Raw genomic sequence first — 14,498 nt, forward strand, 5'->3', positions numbered from 1 at the left:
AATGCGATTCTAACGCATTTTTCCGAATTTGCGATTCTCTCTTTTGAAAATCTTTGTTTCCAATTCTTTTCCGCTTCCCTATATCAGTATTACAAATTTGGAGGATTCCTTGAAATCAAAAATAACCCTTCTCCCGTTCTTCTTTCTTTTGCCGATTCTCGCGGGTTGTGCGGAATTGCAGACCTTGAAAGGAAAGATCAAAACTCCCGAAATCTCCTTTGAAAAGGTGGAGATCGCGGAAATCACTTTGGAAGACATCAAACTCGTGATTCAATCCGAAGTTCGAAACCCATATCCGATTTCTCTTCCCGCTTCCGGTCTCGAATTGGATGTGAAGATCGAAGGAACGCAGTTCAGTAAGGTGAAACTCGCACTCGATTCCATCCAAGGTTCTTCCAAAAAAAATCTTCCGATCGAAGTGAAGTTGAAATACGCGGACCTCGCCGCCTTGTATAAGAAAGTTCCCGGTAAAAAAGAACTTCTGGTCCGAGTGGAAGGCGAAGCGTCTCTTCCGATTCCTTCCAAATATGCCGCATTAGCGGGGGCAGACGCGTTGAAGTTTCCGTTTCAAGACGAACGATTGATCCCCGCCGTTCTTCCCAACATCGAGATCAAAAACTTTAAGATCATCAAACCGGACGTTGCAAAGATTACGGAATCTGCAAATAGTGCCGAACTCGCGAAGAAGGCGGTTTCATTTTTGGACGCTCTTCTTTCTCCAAAAGCGAAGAAGTCTCCCGGCTCCGCTTTAAACGCCGGATTGGAAGCGTTGGATATTTCCATCGATACCGAGTTCGATCTCGTATTGAACAACAAGGCGGCTTCCGATCTTCGCTTTCAGGATCTGAACTTCGAACTCTTTCTGGAAAACGATAAGTTCTTAACGGGTTCTCCGGTGAATATCGCGAACAACGGTAAGGAATCGATTCTTACGATTCGTACAAGCTTTCCTTTGAAGTCCGTATCCAATTCGATAGCAAACGCGGTTACGAAACGGAGTTCTTCTTTTCGTTTAACGGGAAAGGCCGCAGTTGTATGTCCGGGAGTTTCAAGTGATTCGATCGGCTTCGGATTTATAAAAGAGGGTAACTTTCGCTGGTAAGTATTGAATTACATCGGATGTATTTGAAACGATTACAAATACATTCGAGAAATTCTTTTTTGTTTCATAAAAATGTTTTCAAGTTAACCATATTATGATAAGAATAGTTCCTGAGTTTGGAGAATTTCAATTCTCCGAATAGGATAAATGAGCGTAAAACAATATGGAAATCTACGAAAAAGAAAAACGGAAACTATTAGCAGCATCGACACCGGAGCAGTACATCGAGTTATCGATTAAATCGAAACTGACTGGACCAAAAAAATCCAGCATCACTTCGGAATGGTTAACATCCACCGGTTACACGATCGATGACATCAAGTATGCAAGAAACCGACACCCCTTCTGGAGAAAGAAGAGGAACCAAGGTTCTTACGAACGCAACAGCAAACGTCTGGAACAACACAACTACTACCGAACCGATCAAAAGATCGTTTGGGATAAGGATAAGCTTGCAAAGTTCTTCGACCTCAACTCGAAAGGTTTAACCGATCACGAGTTGGCGAGAAGTTTCAAAACTTCCATCCCGGCGGTAAATCATATTCGCAGAAAGTTTCGATTTGCGTCGCAGCTTCTCGAACTCGAGAGACAAAAACCGGCTAAGGGCGGAATTCTGAAACTCTGCTCTCACAGCGAATCGGTCTTAAAGAGATTGATCAAGGAGAAGGAAGGAAAATAAACTCCTAACGGAGGTTTTCCGATGCTCCCTTTTCATCTTGGGCTTCAACTCGGCTCGATTTTTATTTTTTGTCTCAGCATTACCCAGTTTTCTTCCTGTTCATCCGAACAGGAGAAAACTCCGGAGCGGCTTCCTCCGCAAAAAATCACTCCGAATCCTTTCCAACAGGGGAATTCCAAACTCAAAAACGGAGAATTCCTGGACGCAATCGAGTTCTATTCCAGGGATTTGGATATAAATCCGAATAATCCAGCTTCGCTTAACAACAGAGGAATCGCCAAAAGCAAGTCCGGTGACGAAGCGGGCGCGATTTCCGATTATACGCAAGCCATAGAACGCCAGGAAAACTATGCGATCGCTTACAACAACCGCGGTTTTGCAAAGATCAAACTTTCCGATTACCCGGGCGCGATTCGGGACTTTTCAACAGCGCTTCGCCTGAAACCGAATTACGCAAACGCATGGAACAATCGCGCCGTGGCTTACTGGGCGATCAAGGATCGGCAAAACGCCTGCGAAGATTGGAACAAGGCCGAGGCGATCGGTCACCGGGAAGCCGCAAAGTCTTATCTTAAATTCTGCAATTAGAATTCTCCGTGAATCGCTTGCCGAGGAAGGTGCTTGAAAAACACTAACCGGAGAATCTTTACCCGGACTCCGGAATGCAAACTACAAAAATTATTTCCAAAAAAACACTTACTCGATTTTCTTCCCAGCTGACCTTTGCCGTTCTTTCGTTTACGGCGTCTTCCATTCTGATCGCGTCTCCCGTGGACGACTTCCTCAATCCGGAGAAAAAAAGAAAGACCTCCGCTTCTTCTCCTAAAAAAGAAATACCCGCTAAGACCGACGCGGCTTCTTCCGCAAACGAAGACGCAATTCCCGAAACCGTTTCCAAAAAGAATCGGAAGGAAAAAACGGAATCCACCGAAACTTTAGCAGGCGATTCCGATGCGGAAGGCAAGACTTCGCGTAAAAAATCAAAGAATTCTAATGTAAAAAATAAGAAAGAGGAGAAGTCGAAGGAACAAAACGTTTCGACTTCTAAAAAGAAAAAATACGAGGACGCGCTTCCTACCGTTAAGGACGATACCCCTTCCACTCCTTCTTATTCCACACAAGGAGTGGAATCGGTTTCCGGCGGCGGAGTTCCGGTTCTTTGTTATCATCACTTGGCTGCCGAAGGCGGTCCTATGGGAGGTTATAACCTTCATCCGAATCTTTTGGAAGAACAGTTTAAGTTCTTGAAAGCCGCGGGTTATAAAACCGTTCGACTGGATCAGTTCTACGCGTATATCAACGGAAAAAAACCTTCGGACTTTCCGGACAAACCGATTCTTCTTACCTTCGACGACGGTTCCAAAACGCATCTCGAAGTTCTCGTCCCTTTGTTGAAGAAATACGGATTTACCGCTTCGGTCTTTATTTATCCTTCCATCATTTCTTCGGGGAAGAAGTATTACATGACCTGGGAACAACTGAACAGCGCTCTCGACAGCGGAGTGTTGGATTTGGGTTCCCATACATTATATCATCCTAAATTACCTACGATGAGCAGAACCTTGATCCGCAAACAACTCTTGGAATCCAAAGAGATCTTGGAAAAGAAAACCGGAAGAAAGGTGGTGGATCTTGCGTATCCGTTCGGGCTTTTCGATCCGAGAGTGATCGAAGAAGCGAAGGCCATCGGTTATAGAATGGCGTTTACCGTAAATCCGGGGAAGAACGTTCCGGGCGTTCCGGTTTACAACGTGCATCGATCCTTGGTTCCTTGGGGACAATCCCAATCCGCGTTCAATTCGATCCTCACTATGGCCCCTCCCCCTAAAATTTCGATTTCGATTTTGGACGGCGCTTGGGTGAAGACCGGTCAGGAATTTAAGATTCATTTGGAAGGAGTTCAACCCGAATCCGTAAGTATCAAGATCAAAAGCAAGAACGTGATTGCGGAAAGTCAGGCTCCCGATTATACGGTGCGGATTCCGGATTTTGCGCGGAAATCCACCTTTCTTCCGTTGATGGTCCAGGCCAAAACGAAGGATGGAAAGCAGATTCAATATCAATATCTTTTTATCAATCAGAAAGAGTTTAAAAAACACCCGGACGGAAGCTTCTAAATTCCTACTTGAGTTTTGAAGATGATCTCTGTAAGCATGGAAGTATGAGTTTCAGAGATCATTTTTCGTCCCACTCCGCAACTTATTCCGAATACCGACCCGGTTATCCGAAAGAATTATTCGTTTATCTCAAAAGTCTCGTACCGAACGGAACGACCGTTTGGGATTGTGGAACCGGAACGGGACAAGCCGCGGTTTCGTTGGGAGAAGTTTTCGACAAGGTAATCGCGACCGATCCGAGCGCCAATCAGATCGCGAGCGGCGAGCCTCATAAAAACGTGGAATACCGGGTCTGCAAAGCGGAAGAATCCACACTCGAAAATCATGAAGCAGATTTGATCACGGTCGCGCAGGCGTTTCACTGGTTCGATTTCGAGCCGTTTTACAAAGAAGCCGCGCGCGTCGGAAAGAAAAACGGGATTCTCGCGATTTGGGGATACGGACTGCACCGAATCATGCCCGAAATCGACGCGCTCGTAGACAAACTTTACGGCCAGATCGTGGGTTCGTATTGGCCTCCTGAAAGAAGATACGTGGAAGAAAAATACGAATCGATCCCTTTTCCGTTCGAGGAAATGATTCCGCCTCCCTTCAGCATGAAGGAAGAATGGACCGTAAAACAGGTGTTAGGTTATTTGAGAACTTGGTCCAGCGTTCAGAAATACATTCAAAAAAACGAATCCGATCCGGTGTCTCTTGTGGAAACGGAAATCGTCAAGGCTTGGGGCGGCGTTTCGACCAGACTTGTGGAGTGGCCTTTGTTCTTTAAGATCGGAAGGCTTCCGGGTTGATCCCTTCCTTCGGAGAGGCCGTTCGTTTCTGGTTTCGCCTCGGTTGGTTGAGTTTCGGCGGTCCCGCCGGACAAATCAGCCTGATGCACAAAACTCTTGTCGAGGAAAAACAATGGATTTCGGAGGATAAGTTTTCCCACGCTCTCAACTATTGTATGTTGCTTCCCGGTCCGGAAGCTCAACAACTTGCGACCTATCTCGGTTGGATGATGCACGGGACCAAAGGAGGAATTTTTGCGGGTCTTTTGTTTATTCTTCCTTCGATTTTGATCTTTATCGGCATTAGTATATTCTATTATACGTATGGTTCCGTTTCATACGCAATTTCGTTTTTAAACGGAATCAAGCCCGCGATCCTTGCGATCATCATTTTGACCTTTGGAAAGATGGTTCGGAAAAATTTGCAGTCGAACGGACAGAAACTTTGTTTCGTTTTGACCGCCGCTGCGATTTTATTTTTCGGCGTATCGTATCCGATTCTTCTTTTGTTTGCGGGCGTTTTGGGAACGATTGCGTTTTCTAGCCGAAAACGCGGTTCGGATAAAAACGTCGATGCGCTGGATGCGAATCTTCCGAACGCGGCCGACGATTCTTCTATCCAAGGGATCGATTTACAAACGGCCTTTGACGATAAACGAATTTATACTTCGGAGATTCTAAAAAACTTAAGTCGAGCCGCCAGCATCGGATTGATTCTTTGGATTTTACCGGTTCTCGGAATTTTATTCTTTCTCAAAACCGAATTTGCGTTTTGGAAAGAATTGATCGTATTCTTCACGAAGACCGCCTTTGTGACGTTCGGCGGAGCATACGCGATTCTCCCTACGGTTGCGGATTTCGCGACGAGACAAGCGGGTTGGATTCGCACAAACGAAATGATCGACGGACTTGCCTTCGGAGAAAGCACACCCGGACCCCTGGTGATGGTATTGACGTTTATCGGATTTTTAGCGGGGGCGCATCGATTTGGTACGATCGGTGCGGGAGTGTTCGGACTTTTGCTGACCGCATATTACACGTTTCTTCCTTCGTTTCTTTTGATCTTAGGCGGAGCTGCCCTTGTCGAAAAAACCAAGGAATCCGAATTCTTTCGGATCGTATTGAGTTATGTTACCGCGTGCGTCTGCGGAGTAATCTTTTATTTGGCGGTTTTTTTCGCGCATTCGATCCTTTTTAAGACGGGAACAGACTGGGGATCCTGGTTTCACAATCCCCTCCCGCAGACGAATTGGTTGCCCTTGCTCTGGACGATATTCGGCGTATTCTTCTTAATTCGTAAAAAAGAATATTCTATTTTTTGGATATTCTTCAGCGGGGTTGTCTTTTTGGCCGCGGAAACGTTCCTTCATTTATGAGTTCTCGTATAAACTCCGTCCCAGGCTTTTTCGGGCGGATTGTGTTTGTATTCCTCGCAGCGATCGATGAGAAGAACCGCGGCCTTATCCTTGCTTCCTCTTGTGATCTGCGAACTTTCTAGAAGTTCCTGCGCGAGAGACCATTCCCGATTGAGATACGCTTCGAATCCTTTCGTAAATTCGAGTACGGACGCTTCGAGTCTTTCGGACACGTTATCCGGTTTTCCGATCAATTCGTAAAGGCGGACCGGTTCGTTCTTTCCTTTGACGCGAACCACGTCGAGAAGCCTCGTAAAAAACTCGTCTTTGATTTCGTGCTGCATCGATTCGCTCACGAGAATGCTGACTCCGTAGTCTTTTCCTGCGGCTTCCAATCGCGCGGCGAGATTGACCATGTCGCCCATCATCGTATACGCCGAAATCGAATCCGTTCCCATAAAGCCCACTTTCGCAAGACCCGTATTGAGACCGATTCTGATCTGCATCTCCTGTGCCTCGGGGATATAAACCTTTTTGGCCTTCCAATCCTGCCGAAGAGCTTCCAGAGTTTCGATCATCTCGACGGAAGCGCGCGCCGCTTTGAGACAGTGTTTGTCCACTTCCACGGGCGCGTTGAAGATTCCCACGATCGCGTCTCCGATGTATTTATCCAAAACACCTTCGTGTTTTTTAAGGATCAGGGTCATCGCGGAAAGATATTCGTTTAACAAAGACGCTAATTCGACGGAAGTTAATTTTTCACTAATATTCGAAAAGCCGGCCACGTCCGAAAAGAAGGCCGTAATCCGTTTTTCGCTGCCTCGTTTGAGAGCCGCGAGATCGACCATCGCTTCGCTGACGACAACGGGATCGATCATCGTCCCGAGAATATTCTTGATCTTCTCGCGTTCCTTCAAGCCCGTCACCATCGAGTTCAAGGCCACGGTCAAGGTTCCCAATTCGTCCTTGCCGCCTTGTTCGAACTGAACTTCCAGATTCCCCTGGCCGACTTCTCTCGCGTGAAAGATGATACGTTTGATTTTTTGAACGACGAAACCGGAAATCAAGATCGCAAGAACGATCGCCGCGGAACAGATAAGCATCGCCATTCCGATCGCGGAATTCTTGTTCTTCTGAATCATTTCCAATCCTTCCGTCCGATCGACGAGGGTTCTGGAAATACCGGAAAGATTTGCGGAAAGAATCAAAGAGCTGACCTCGTCGCCCGAATCGGCAAGAAGCGGTTTGGAATCGAGGTTCCAAAGAATTTCCTCCGCTTCTCCCCTCGAATTCGCGATGATTCCGTGCGGGACCAATTTTTTCAGTTGAGGAGTCGGTGTTTCGCTTTTACCGGAATAAATCCATTCGCGAATCGCTTCCCATCGTTCTTTCGAAAGATCCTGCTCTTTCGGATTGCGGAGATAATCCTGATAATCGCCCGAGGTTTGACTAAACCGTAAAACGATGAGATCTTCCAATCCCGCGTTCCTAAGCTCGCCTAACGCGTCGATAAGAACGTCGGCTTCACTTTGGATGGGATAGGATTTCGTCGCGGGAATCGGATGTTTGCTTTTAAGAACCTTGAGCTTCTGGGCGGCTTCCACTAAGTCCTTCTTATCTTCCGAATGCTCGTCGCGGAACCTTTCAAACGCCGCGTTCCGATCCTGAATCAGTTTCGCATAACGCGCATAAAGATCGTTGAACGATTTGTCCTTAAACGGAGGAATCGGCGGTTTTTTCTCCTTCAACTCCTGAATTCTTTTTCGCAAAGGAATTACGAGATCGCGGATCTGCGTCGCGAATGCGGCGTCCTGTTGCAGATAATGCACCGCGAAGTCGTGCAATTCTTCCCGAAGACGGGTCGCTCTTTCGGTGGAATTTTGATTTCTAAAAATCGGAGAATAAAGGGTCTGCAGTTCCATCTTCCCGATCGTATAAGAGTTTCGATCCGTATCCTGCGTAAAATCCAAGGAAAGAATTTTCGCGATCGAATCCTTTAAGTTCGCATCGATATCGTGCAGAAAGATGTTCGAGTTGATCGAAACGTCCGGCTTGAAGATCTTCGTATCGAAGGAAGGAGTGAGGTTTTCCTTGATCTGATTGGAAATCACGGGAAAGGTTTGAATCCGATATTGCGACATGTTCAAACCGAGTTCTTCGATCTTTCTATGTTGTTTGGGAAGCGCGATTTCCAAGATGGAATGATCCAGACTCGATCTTGTCTTCTCGATTCCGTTTTTAAGATTGTCCATTCCGCGTTCAAGATCCTGTTTTTCGCGCTCGGTGGTTTTCTCCTGAGAATGCAGTTCGTCCCACCTTTGTTTTTGTTCGTTCAGATCCGCTTCCAAAACGGCGATCTGATGTGCCATGTTTTTGAGTTTGGAATACGTCGCGTCCGAAACCGCAAGACCGTTCGGATCCTTTAACAACGATTTGGTTCTCTTTTCGAGTTCTTCGATATCGGCTTTGGAAAGATAAACGGAATAATACGTGTCCTTGATCGAGGACTTTTTCTCTTTGCCCAAAACTCCGAAGAGTTTGGTTTTGAATCCGAAAAAACTGACTTCCTTCGCTTGTTGAGTGACGACTTTCGTTCTGTATTTGCGCAACGCCTGACTTTGACGTTTGACTCGTTCCCGGAAGGATTCCACCCGAATCAAACTGCTGGAGATGTTTTCCAGTTCGAGAACAAGGCCGCCGATGTAATGTCTTGAAATCGCGGCTTCTTTTTCGTAGCTTTGGGTAAGAATCGCGGTTTGTTGATGAACGTCGATCGCGGAAAGAATCATCACGGTCAAAGCGATCAAAGCGCCGGTAAACAGCGCGAGCTTGGCTCGGATTCCCAGATAAAAAAGATTTTTTATATCGACGAGAAACGCGAAACGTTTTCTCAATTTTTCCGGGAAAAACTTTCCTTCGGATGTTTCTGTTTGGGTCGGATCGCTAGCCACAATGGTATCCTTTTTTTCTCGGTCTATTCTCACCAATTTGGAAAACACCCGATACGCGAGTCACGAATTTAATCATTCAGTATAATGAATTTTACGAGTCCGGCAAATCCGAATTTTCAGGCAATAAATTCTTTTTAAAGCCGTTTTAAAAGTCCGAAAAAGAGGGATTCTTTTTTGCATTTTTTACGGAGAATTCGGATTCCCGTCGAGACGAAGAATCTGCATTTCTTTCGTCTATGAAATCTAAATTCTCCCGATGAATGAACAAATTTCGAAAGTCTTTGACAAATCCAGAATACGACCCAATTTGTTCCGGATGCGAAATTCCTTTCGAAAGAAAATCTGGTATGTTTGTTTCTACGTTTTTCTTTCGGCGCAATCGTTATTTGCGATCGATCCAGTCACGGTCATCCGATCAGACTTTCCCGGAAAGCTCCCGCTTCTGAAATCGGTGTATTTCGTACGCGACCCGGATTCCCGTTATCTTCCCGAACAGTTTTTTTCCGACCTTCAAAACATTCCCGTACAGGAAGTGAAGAACAGTACCTTCGGTTTCGGATACGATCCCGTTCCCTATTGGCTGGTGTTCGACGTGGAAACTCAGGAAACGATCGATCAGGAATTTACGTTAGCGTTTCATTACCCTCATTTGGATCAGGTGGATCTTTATTACCGAGCGTCGAACGGCGCCAAGGCGGAGTTTAAGACGGGAGACACTCTTCCGTTCTTGTCCAGACCGATCGAAAACAGACTTTTTTTATTTCCGCTTCCTCTGGGAACCAAAGGCAAGACGAGAATTCTCGTTCGTGTTTTTACGGAAGGCGCTTTGAGTCTTTCGATGACCCTTTACGAAAACAAAGCCAGAATCCGAGACACGAAAGTCGAACTCGCGAAAGATTCCGCGTTTTTCGGAGCGCTGGCAGTGATGGCTTTTTTCAACTTCTTCCTTTACGTGGGGATTAGGGAGCGATATTTATTATATTATTCTTTTCTAATTCTATCGGTCCTGATTCATCAGATTATTCTTCCGGGTTACGCCTTCGAATGGTTCTTTCAGAATCAGCCGGTCTTCATCAATCAATTCCATTTGGAAGCCGTTGCGATGATGATGATCTTTATGGCCTTGTTTCTTTCCTCGTATTTGGAAATGAAAAAAAACTCGGCCCTGCTCAACCTATTTCTAAAAGGATCTCTTTGGGTCGGAGTCGCGCTCGGGTTTCTGATTCCCATCGTACCGGGACGGTATTTGATCCCGTTCACTTCTTTGTTTCCATTGTTGCAGATGACAGTGATCTTTCTGATTTCGTTTATTCGAGCTTTAAGAGGAGATCGGAAGGCGATCATCTTTTTAACGGCTTGGTTCTTTACTCTTTCGGGAGGAATCATCTTCGCGCTGAGCCGATTCGGATTCTTTCTCAAGGACGCACCGGCGATTCCTTTTTTACAAACCGGAATCATTCTGAGCGTATTGTTTTTATCCCTTGCGCTTTCGGAACGAATGAGGACGATTCGGAAAGAAAAAGAAGAAATCGAGGAATATGCGGGAAAACTCGAAGAACTTTCCTACATGGATCCGTTGACGAGAGTCTTCAACCGAAGATATTTCGACGAACAGATCCGCATGGCTTGGAGCCGGGCAACCAGACATCATTCTCCGCTTTCGCTTTTGATGATCGACGTGGACTTTTTTAAACAGTTCAACGATACTTACGGTCACGTCGAAGGGGACCGCGCACTCGTCCGCGTTACTAGGGAAATCCGCGCGAGCCTCAGAAGATCGCACGATATGGTTACTCGATACGGAGGGGAAGAATTCGCCGTCATTCTTCCCGACACGCCGATCGAAGGCGCGGTCGTTGTCGCATTAAATATTTTGGAAAAGGTCGAAGCTTTGGAGATCGCTCATATCAAAAGCGCTTTTGCCAAGATAACGGTGTCGATCGGAATTGCCTGTAGTACCGAATCGGAGATCGGGACGGTGCAGGATTTGATTTCGATTTCCGATCAGAACCTCTACCAAGCCAAAAGTTCCGGAAGAAATCGCATTCAACACTGATCTTTTGTTCCTATTTTTTCATTCTTTGCATGGAATCGAACGAAATCCCATCGTATAATTTAGGATTTTATCGATAATAAAAAATTTTCTCGACTAAGAAAACGGTTTTTGTAGAATCCTTCCCTGCTATGAAAACCAGTACGATCCCTAAAATTCCATCCAGAACACTATACCACGTGATGAAAGCGTCCGCGGAAACGTTCGCGGATTCCACCGCTCAATACTACAAACCGGATGGAAAGAATTATCAACCGAACAGCTTTAAGAATTTATATGAAACCGTTCAACAAATCGGCTGCGGTCTGATCTCTTTAGGACTCGAACACGGAACACCGATCGGTTTGATCGCGGATTCAGGCGCACGCTGGATTTGGTGCAGCATGGGAATCACCAACATCGGTTGTGTGGACGTTCCCCGCGGAACCGATTCCACCGCGGAAGATTTACGTTATATTCTGGGTCACGCGGAATGTTCGATCGCGTTTTTGGAAAACGAAACCGCATTGAAAAAAATCCTGAGCCAAAAAGCGGACTTCCCTCATCTGAAAAAGGTGATTCTGTTCGATCAAAAGGGAACGATCGACAACGCGGAACCGTTCGAAATCATTTTGTTAAACGACTTGATTCAAAAGGGAAAAACTTGGATCCAGTCGAAAGGAAAGGACGAGTTCCATAAACGCGGTTCCGCGGTCCGCGAGGACGACTTAGCGACCATCGTCTACACTTCCGGAACCACGGGAAAACCGAAAGGAGTGATGCTGACTCATAAGAATATCGTATTCAATGTGGACGGCGCGCTTCAAGGAGACGATCTCCAAATTTATCCGACGGACAGAAGCATGGCGTATCTTCCTCCTTGGCATATCGCCGAACGTCTGGTGGAAACCGTTTGCATCCGCGCGGGCGGAGCGGAAGCGTTCACTTCGATTTCCACGCTGAGTCAGGATCTCGCGGATATTAAACCGACATTGCTTCTTTCCGTGCCGAGGGTATGGGAAAGTCTTTACAACAAAATCCACGATAAGGTAAGAAGCGCTTCTCCCTTACAACAGGCGTTATTCGGAGCATTCAAGGAAATCGCGGTCACCTACTACAAACACGTATCGAGACTGCAAGGTTTGGAATATTCTCTCGTGGAACAATCCACCTTCGCATCTCTTTGGCAAAAATTTATTTCTTTATGGATCGTGCTTCTTCTCTGGCTTCCGAATCAGATCGCGCAGCTCGCATTCAAAAAAATCAAAAAGGGATTGGGGGGAGAATTGCGTTTCGCGCTTTCCGGAGCCGGAGCCTTGCCTCAATACATCGATACGTTCTTCAACGCGATCGGAATTCCCATCTTGGAAGGTTACGGGATGACCGAATTATCCGGAATCTCCACGAGAAGAATTTTCGGCGAGATCACCGTGGGAACACTGGGACGTTGTATCCCCGGGGTACAGATCAAGTTGGTGGACGAAAAAGGAAACGAGATCACAAAGCCGGGCGTCAAAGGAGTCGCGTGGCATAAGGGCGATCACGTGATGAAAGGATATTACAAGGAACCGGAAAAGACGAAGGAGATTTTGAGTTCGGACGGATGGTTGAACTCGGGAGATCTTTTGGCATGGACGACTTCGGGAGAATTGAAATATTCCGGAAGAGCCAAGGATACGATCGTACTTTTAGGCGGAGAGAATTTGGAACCAGAGCCGATCGAGTTCGCGCTCGTCCGCAGTCAATTCATCCTGCAAGCGATGGTGGTCGGACACGATCAGAAAACGCTCGGGGCGTTGATCGTTCCGAACGAAGAGGCTTTGGAGAAATACCTGAAGGATCTGCGTTCTAAAATGTTAAGCGAAGTGAAAAATCTGAACGGCGACGCGGACGTGATATCTCTGTTCAAGAACGAGATCAAAAATCTCGTTTCCAACGAGAACGGATTCAAAAATTTCGAAAAGGTATCCAGCTTCCGGATTTTGGACAAGAAGTTCGAGCCGGGCGACGAGCTCACGCAAACGATGAAAATCAAACGAAACGTGGTGGCGGATAAGTACAAAAAGGAAATCGAAGAGATGTATCGATGAACATCCTCTCGTCTTTTTAAAAAAAGAGAGAGTGTTTCGAAAGGATGCCCGTTGCGGAACGTTCGGTTCCCATCGGGCTTTTTTATTTTTTAACGCGGACAAAAACCTTCCAAAGATGTAACCCTTGCGTTGCTGCTTCGAAGAAGTTTGCAAGAAACTTAGGAGACTTGTTCTTGCAACCATCGGACCCTTCCCGCAAAAAAATCCTTCTCTATCTTCTGCGAGCGATCGTCGCATTTATCTTTTTACAAACCCTCTTTTATAAGTTCACGGCCGCTCCCGAGTCGGTCGCAATCTTTTCCAAATTAGGGGCGGAACCTTGGGGAAGAATCGGAACGGGGATCTTGGAACTTGCCGCGTCGATCCTACTCTTTCTGTCCGACCTGCGTCTGCGTTGGACAGGCGCCTTGCTCGGACTCGGTTTGATGTCGGGTGCGATTCTTTCCCATTTGTTCGTGATAGGAATCGAACAGGAAAGCGACGGGGGACTTTTATTTTTTCTCGCGCTCGCAAGCGCGATCATATGTGCACTGCTTTTGTGGCTGGAGAAAGAAACTCTAACGGACGTTTTGCGGAAACGAAACCGAAAATAAGCTTTCCTAGATTCGGAATCCGATTAAACTCTCTACAGGACGGAGGGAATTATGGGAGAAGAACAGGCAAAAATTCACGCGCTGAATAAGATCGTATCGATCATCGACGAAAAGGCTTCCATTTATCGAAACGAAAGAAAGTCCATGCCTTCCGCGCGCGCGATCGCGGAGAAAAAACTGATTCTCGACTTGATCGACGATGGAATGAAGCTGGCAAAGACGATCCAACCCAAACCGGCCGAACTGATCCGAGACCTCGAAACTCTGAATAAGCAGTTTATGAATCTCTAATGTTTTTACTTTGCCGCGTTCTGGCCGAAATTAAAAAGCAGAATCGCGACAAACGCGGAAAGAATCGAAAGGTAATGATATAAATTCACTTTTTCCGAAAAAAGAAAAACGCCCACGAAGATGGAAGTCGTCAGAATCGAAAGCACCGCATAAAGAATGTAATACGAAGCGCCGTATCTGCTGTATAAAAGATAAAAACCCAAAAACGTAAAATACAACCCCACTCCGCTGATCCAAAAATAATTTCTGTTTTCGATCAGATATTCCTTCAAACCTTCGGGCTTGTAAAAGAAAAGGGAAACGATCAAAAGCACGATGCAGATCAATAAGGTGGGAATGAGAAATAAAAACGGACCGACCGTGATCGTGGATTTCTTTTGGCCGTACGCGTAAAACGCGTTTCCGATCGCCGCGATCGAAGCGAATAAAAAAGGAAGAATGGCTGCATTGAATTTCATCTAAGAAAATCTCCCGAAAATCGATGAACCCAAACTGAATCGATTCTCTCCAAAGGAAAG

General features: G+C 46.2%; 12 protein-coding genes. 10 read left to right on the forward strand and 2 right to left on the reverse strand.

The window, feature by feature from the left end; translation table 11 throughout:
* Positions 1 to 109: 109 nt before the first annotated feature.
* From LFX17_RS19620 to chrA, 6 genes are all read left to right on the forward strand, one after another.
* Entirely contained in the window at positions 110 to 1,102 is a 993-nt protein-coding gene (locus LFX17_RS19620) for an LEA type 2 family protein (protein ID WP_238748719.1), read from the forward strand.
* Between the two features lie 163 nt (positions 1,103 to 1,265).
* Complete coding sequence (locus LFX17_RS19625; RefSeq protein WP_118957181.1) at positions 1,266 to 1,781, forward strand: LB099 family protein; 516 nt, start codon at positions 1,266 to 1,268, stop codon at positions 1,779 to 1,781.
* A 21-nt stretch (positions 1,782 to 1,802) separates the two neighbouring features.
* Positions 1,803 to 2,369: a tetratricopeptide repeat protein gene (locus tag LFX17_RS19630; protein ID WP_238748720.1), complete on the forward strand. Its 567-nt coding sequence runs from the start codon at positions 1,803 to 1,805 to the stop codon at positions 2,367 to 2,369.
* A gap of 74 nt (positions 2,370 to 2,443) precedes the next feature.
* Positions 2,444 to 3,898 carry a polysaccharide deacetylase family protein gene (locus tag LFX17_RS19635; protein WP_238748721.1) on the forward strand — a complete coding sequence of 485 codons (1,455 nt, stop codon included), beginning with the start codon at positions 2,444 to 2,446 and terminating at the stop codon, positions 3,896 to 3,898.
* Positions 3,899 to 3,942: 44 nt separating this feature from the next.
* Positions 3,943 to 4,689 (forward strand): class I SAM-dependent methyltransferase, encoded by a 747-nt coding sequence (locus tag LFX17_RS19640; protein ID WP_238748722.1) that lies wholly within the window; start codon positions 3,943 to 3,945, stop codon positions 4,687 to 4,689.
* Positions 4,686 to 6,044, forward strand: coding sequence for a chromate efflux transporter (chrA, locus tag LFX17_RS19645; protein WP_238748723.1), 1,359 nt, complete (start codon positions 4,686 to 4,688; stop codon positions 6,042 to 6,044). The genes LFX17_RS19640 and chrA overlap by 4 nt, the downstream gene beginning before the upstream one ends.
* On the opposite strand, the gene LFX17_RS19650 is transcribed toward chrA, so the two are convergent.
* Positions 6,035 to 8,917: an adenylate/guanylate cyclase domain-containing protein gene (locus LFX17_RS19650; protein WP_240009333.1), complete on the reverse strand. Its 2,883-nt coding sequence runs from the start codon at positions 8,915 to 8,917 to the stop codon at positions 6,035 to 6,037. The two genes, chrA and LFX17_RS19650, sit on opposite strands and share 10 nt — an antisense overlap.
* 373 nt (positions 8,918 to 9,290) lie before the next feature.
* On the opposite strand from LFX17_RS19650, the gene LFX17_RS19655 reads away from it, so the two are divergent.
* The 4 genes from LFX17_RS19655 to LFX17_RS19670 all read left to right on the forward strand — a co-directional run bounded on the left by LFX17_RS19655 (position 9,291) and on the right by LFX17_RS19670 (position 13,980).
* Positions 9,291 to 11,030 (forward strand): diguanylate cyclase, encoded by a 1,740-nt coding sequence (locus LFX17_RS19655; RefSeq protein ID WP_238731883.1) that lies wholly within the window; start codon positions 9,291 to 9,293, stop codon positions 11,028 to 11,030.
* Between the two features lie 128 nt (positions 11,031 to 11,158).
* Entirely contained in the window at positions 11,159 to 13,096 is a 1,938-nt protein-coding gene (locus LFX17_RS19660) for a long-chain fatty acid--CoA ligase (RefSeq protein ID WP_238748725.1), read from the forward strand.
* Between the two features lie 173 nt (positions 13,097 to 13,269).
* A complete protein-coding gene (locus tag LFX17_RS19665) occupies positions 13,270 to 13,689 on the forward strand; it encodes a DoxX family protein (RefSeq protein ID WP_238731885.1) in 420 nt (139 codons plus the stop codon).
* Between the two features lie 51 nt (positions 13,690 to 13,740).
* Positions 13,741 to 13,980, forward strand: coding sequence for a hypothetical protein (locus LFX17_RS19670; RefSeq protein ID WP_118957189.1), 240 nt, complete (start codon positions 13,741 to 13,743; stop codon positions 13,978 to 13,980).
* A 5-nt stretch (positions 13,981 to 13,985) separates the two neighbouring features.
* Here the strand turns inward: LFX17_RS19670 and LFX17_RS19675 are convergent, their stop codons facing one another.
* The gene (locus LFX17_RS19675) at positions 13,986 to 14,438 is read right to left on the reverse strand and encodes a transporter (RefSeq protein ID WP_238748726.1); all 453 of its coding nucleotides are present in this window, start codon (positions 14,436 to 14,438) and stop codon (positions 13,986 to 13,988) included.
* Positions 14,439 to 14,498 lie beyond the last annotated feature (60 nt).

This window comes from Leptospira sanjuanensis (assembly GCF_022267375.1).
Lineage (GTDB): Bacteria > Spirochaetota > Leptospiria > Leptospirales > Leptospiraceae > Leptospira > Leptospira sanjuanensis.

Bases quoted from the DNA above. Each gene is read 5' to 3' on its own strand.
- LFX17_RS19625 (WP_118957181.1), top strand. From the start codon at position 1,266: ATGGAAATCTACGAAAAAGAAAAACGGAAACTATTAGCAGCATCGACA.
- LFX17_RS19630 (WP_238748720.1), top strand. From the start codon at position 1,803: ATGCTCCCTTTTCATCTTGGGCTTCAACTCGGCTCGATTTTTATTTTT.
- LFX17_RS19635 (WP_238748721.1), top strand. From the start codon at position 2,444: ATGCAAACTACAAAAATTATTTCCAAAAAAACACTTACTCGATTTTCT.
- LFX17_RS19640 (WP_238748722.1), top strand. From the start codon at position 3,943: ATGAGTTTCAGAGATCATTTTTCGTCCCACTCCGCAACTTATTCCGAA.
- LFX17_RS19655 (WP_238731883.1), top strand. From the start codon at position 9,291: ATGCGAAATTCCTTTCGAAAGAAAATCTGGTATGTTTGTTTCTACGTT.
- LFX17_RS19660 (WP_238748725.1), top strand. From the start codon at position 11,159: ATGAAAACCAGTACGATCCCTAAAATTCCATCCAGAACACTATACCAC.
- LFX17_RS19670 (WP_118957189.1), top strand. From the start codon at position 13,741: ATGGGAGAAGAACAGGCAAAAATTCACGCGCTGAATAAGATCGTATCG.
- LFX17_RS19675 (WP_238748726.1), bottom strand. From the start codon at position 14,438: ATGAAATTCAATGCAGCCATTCTTCCTTTTTTATTCGCTTCGATCGCG.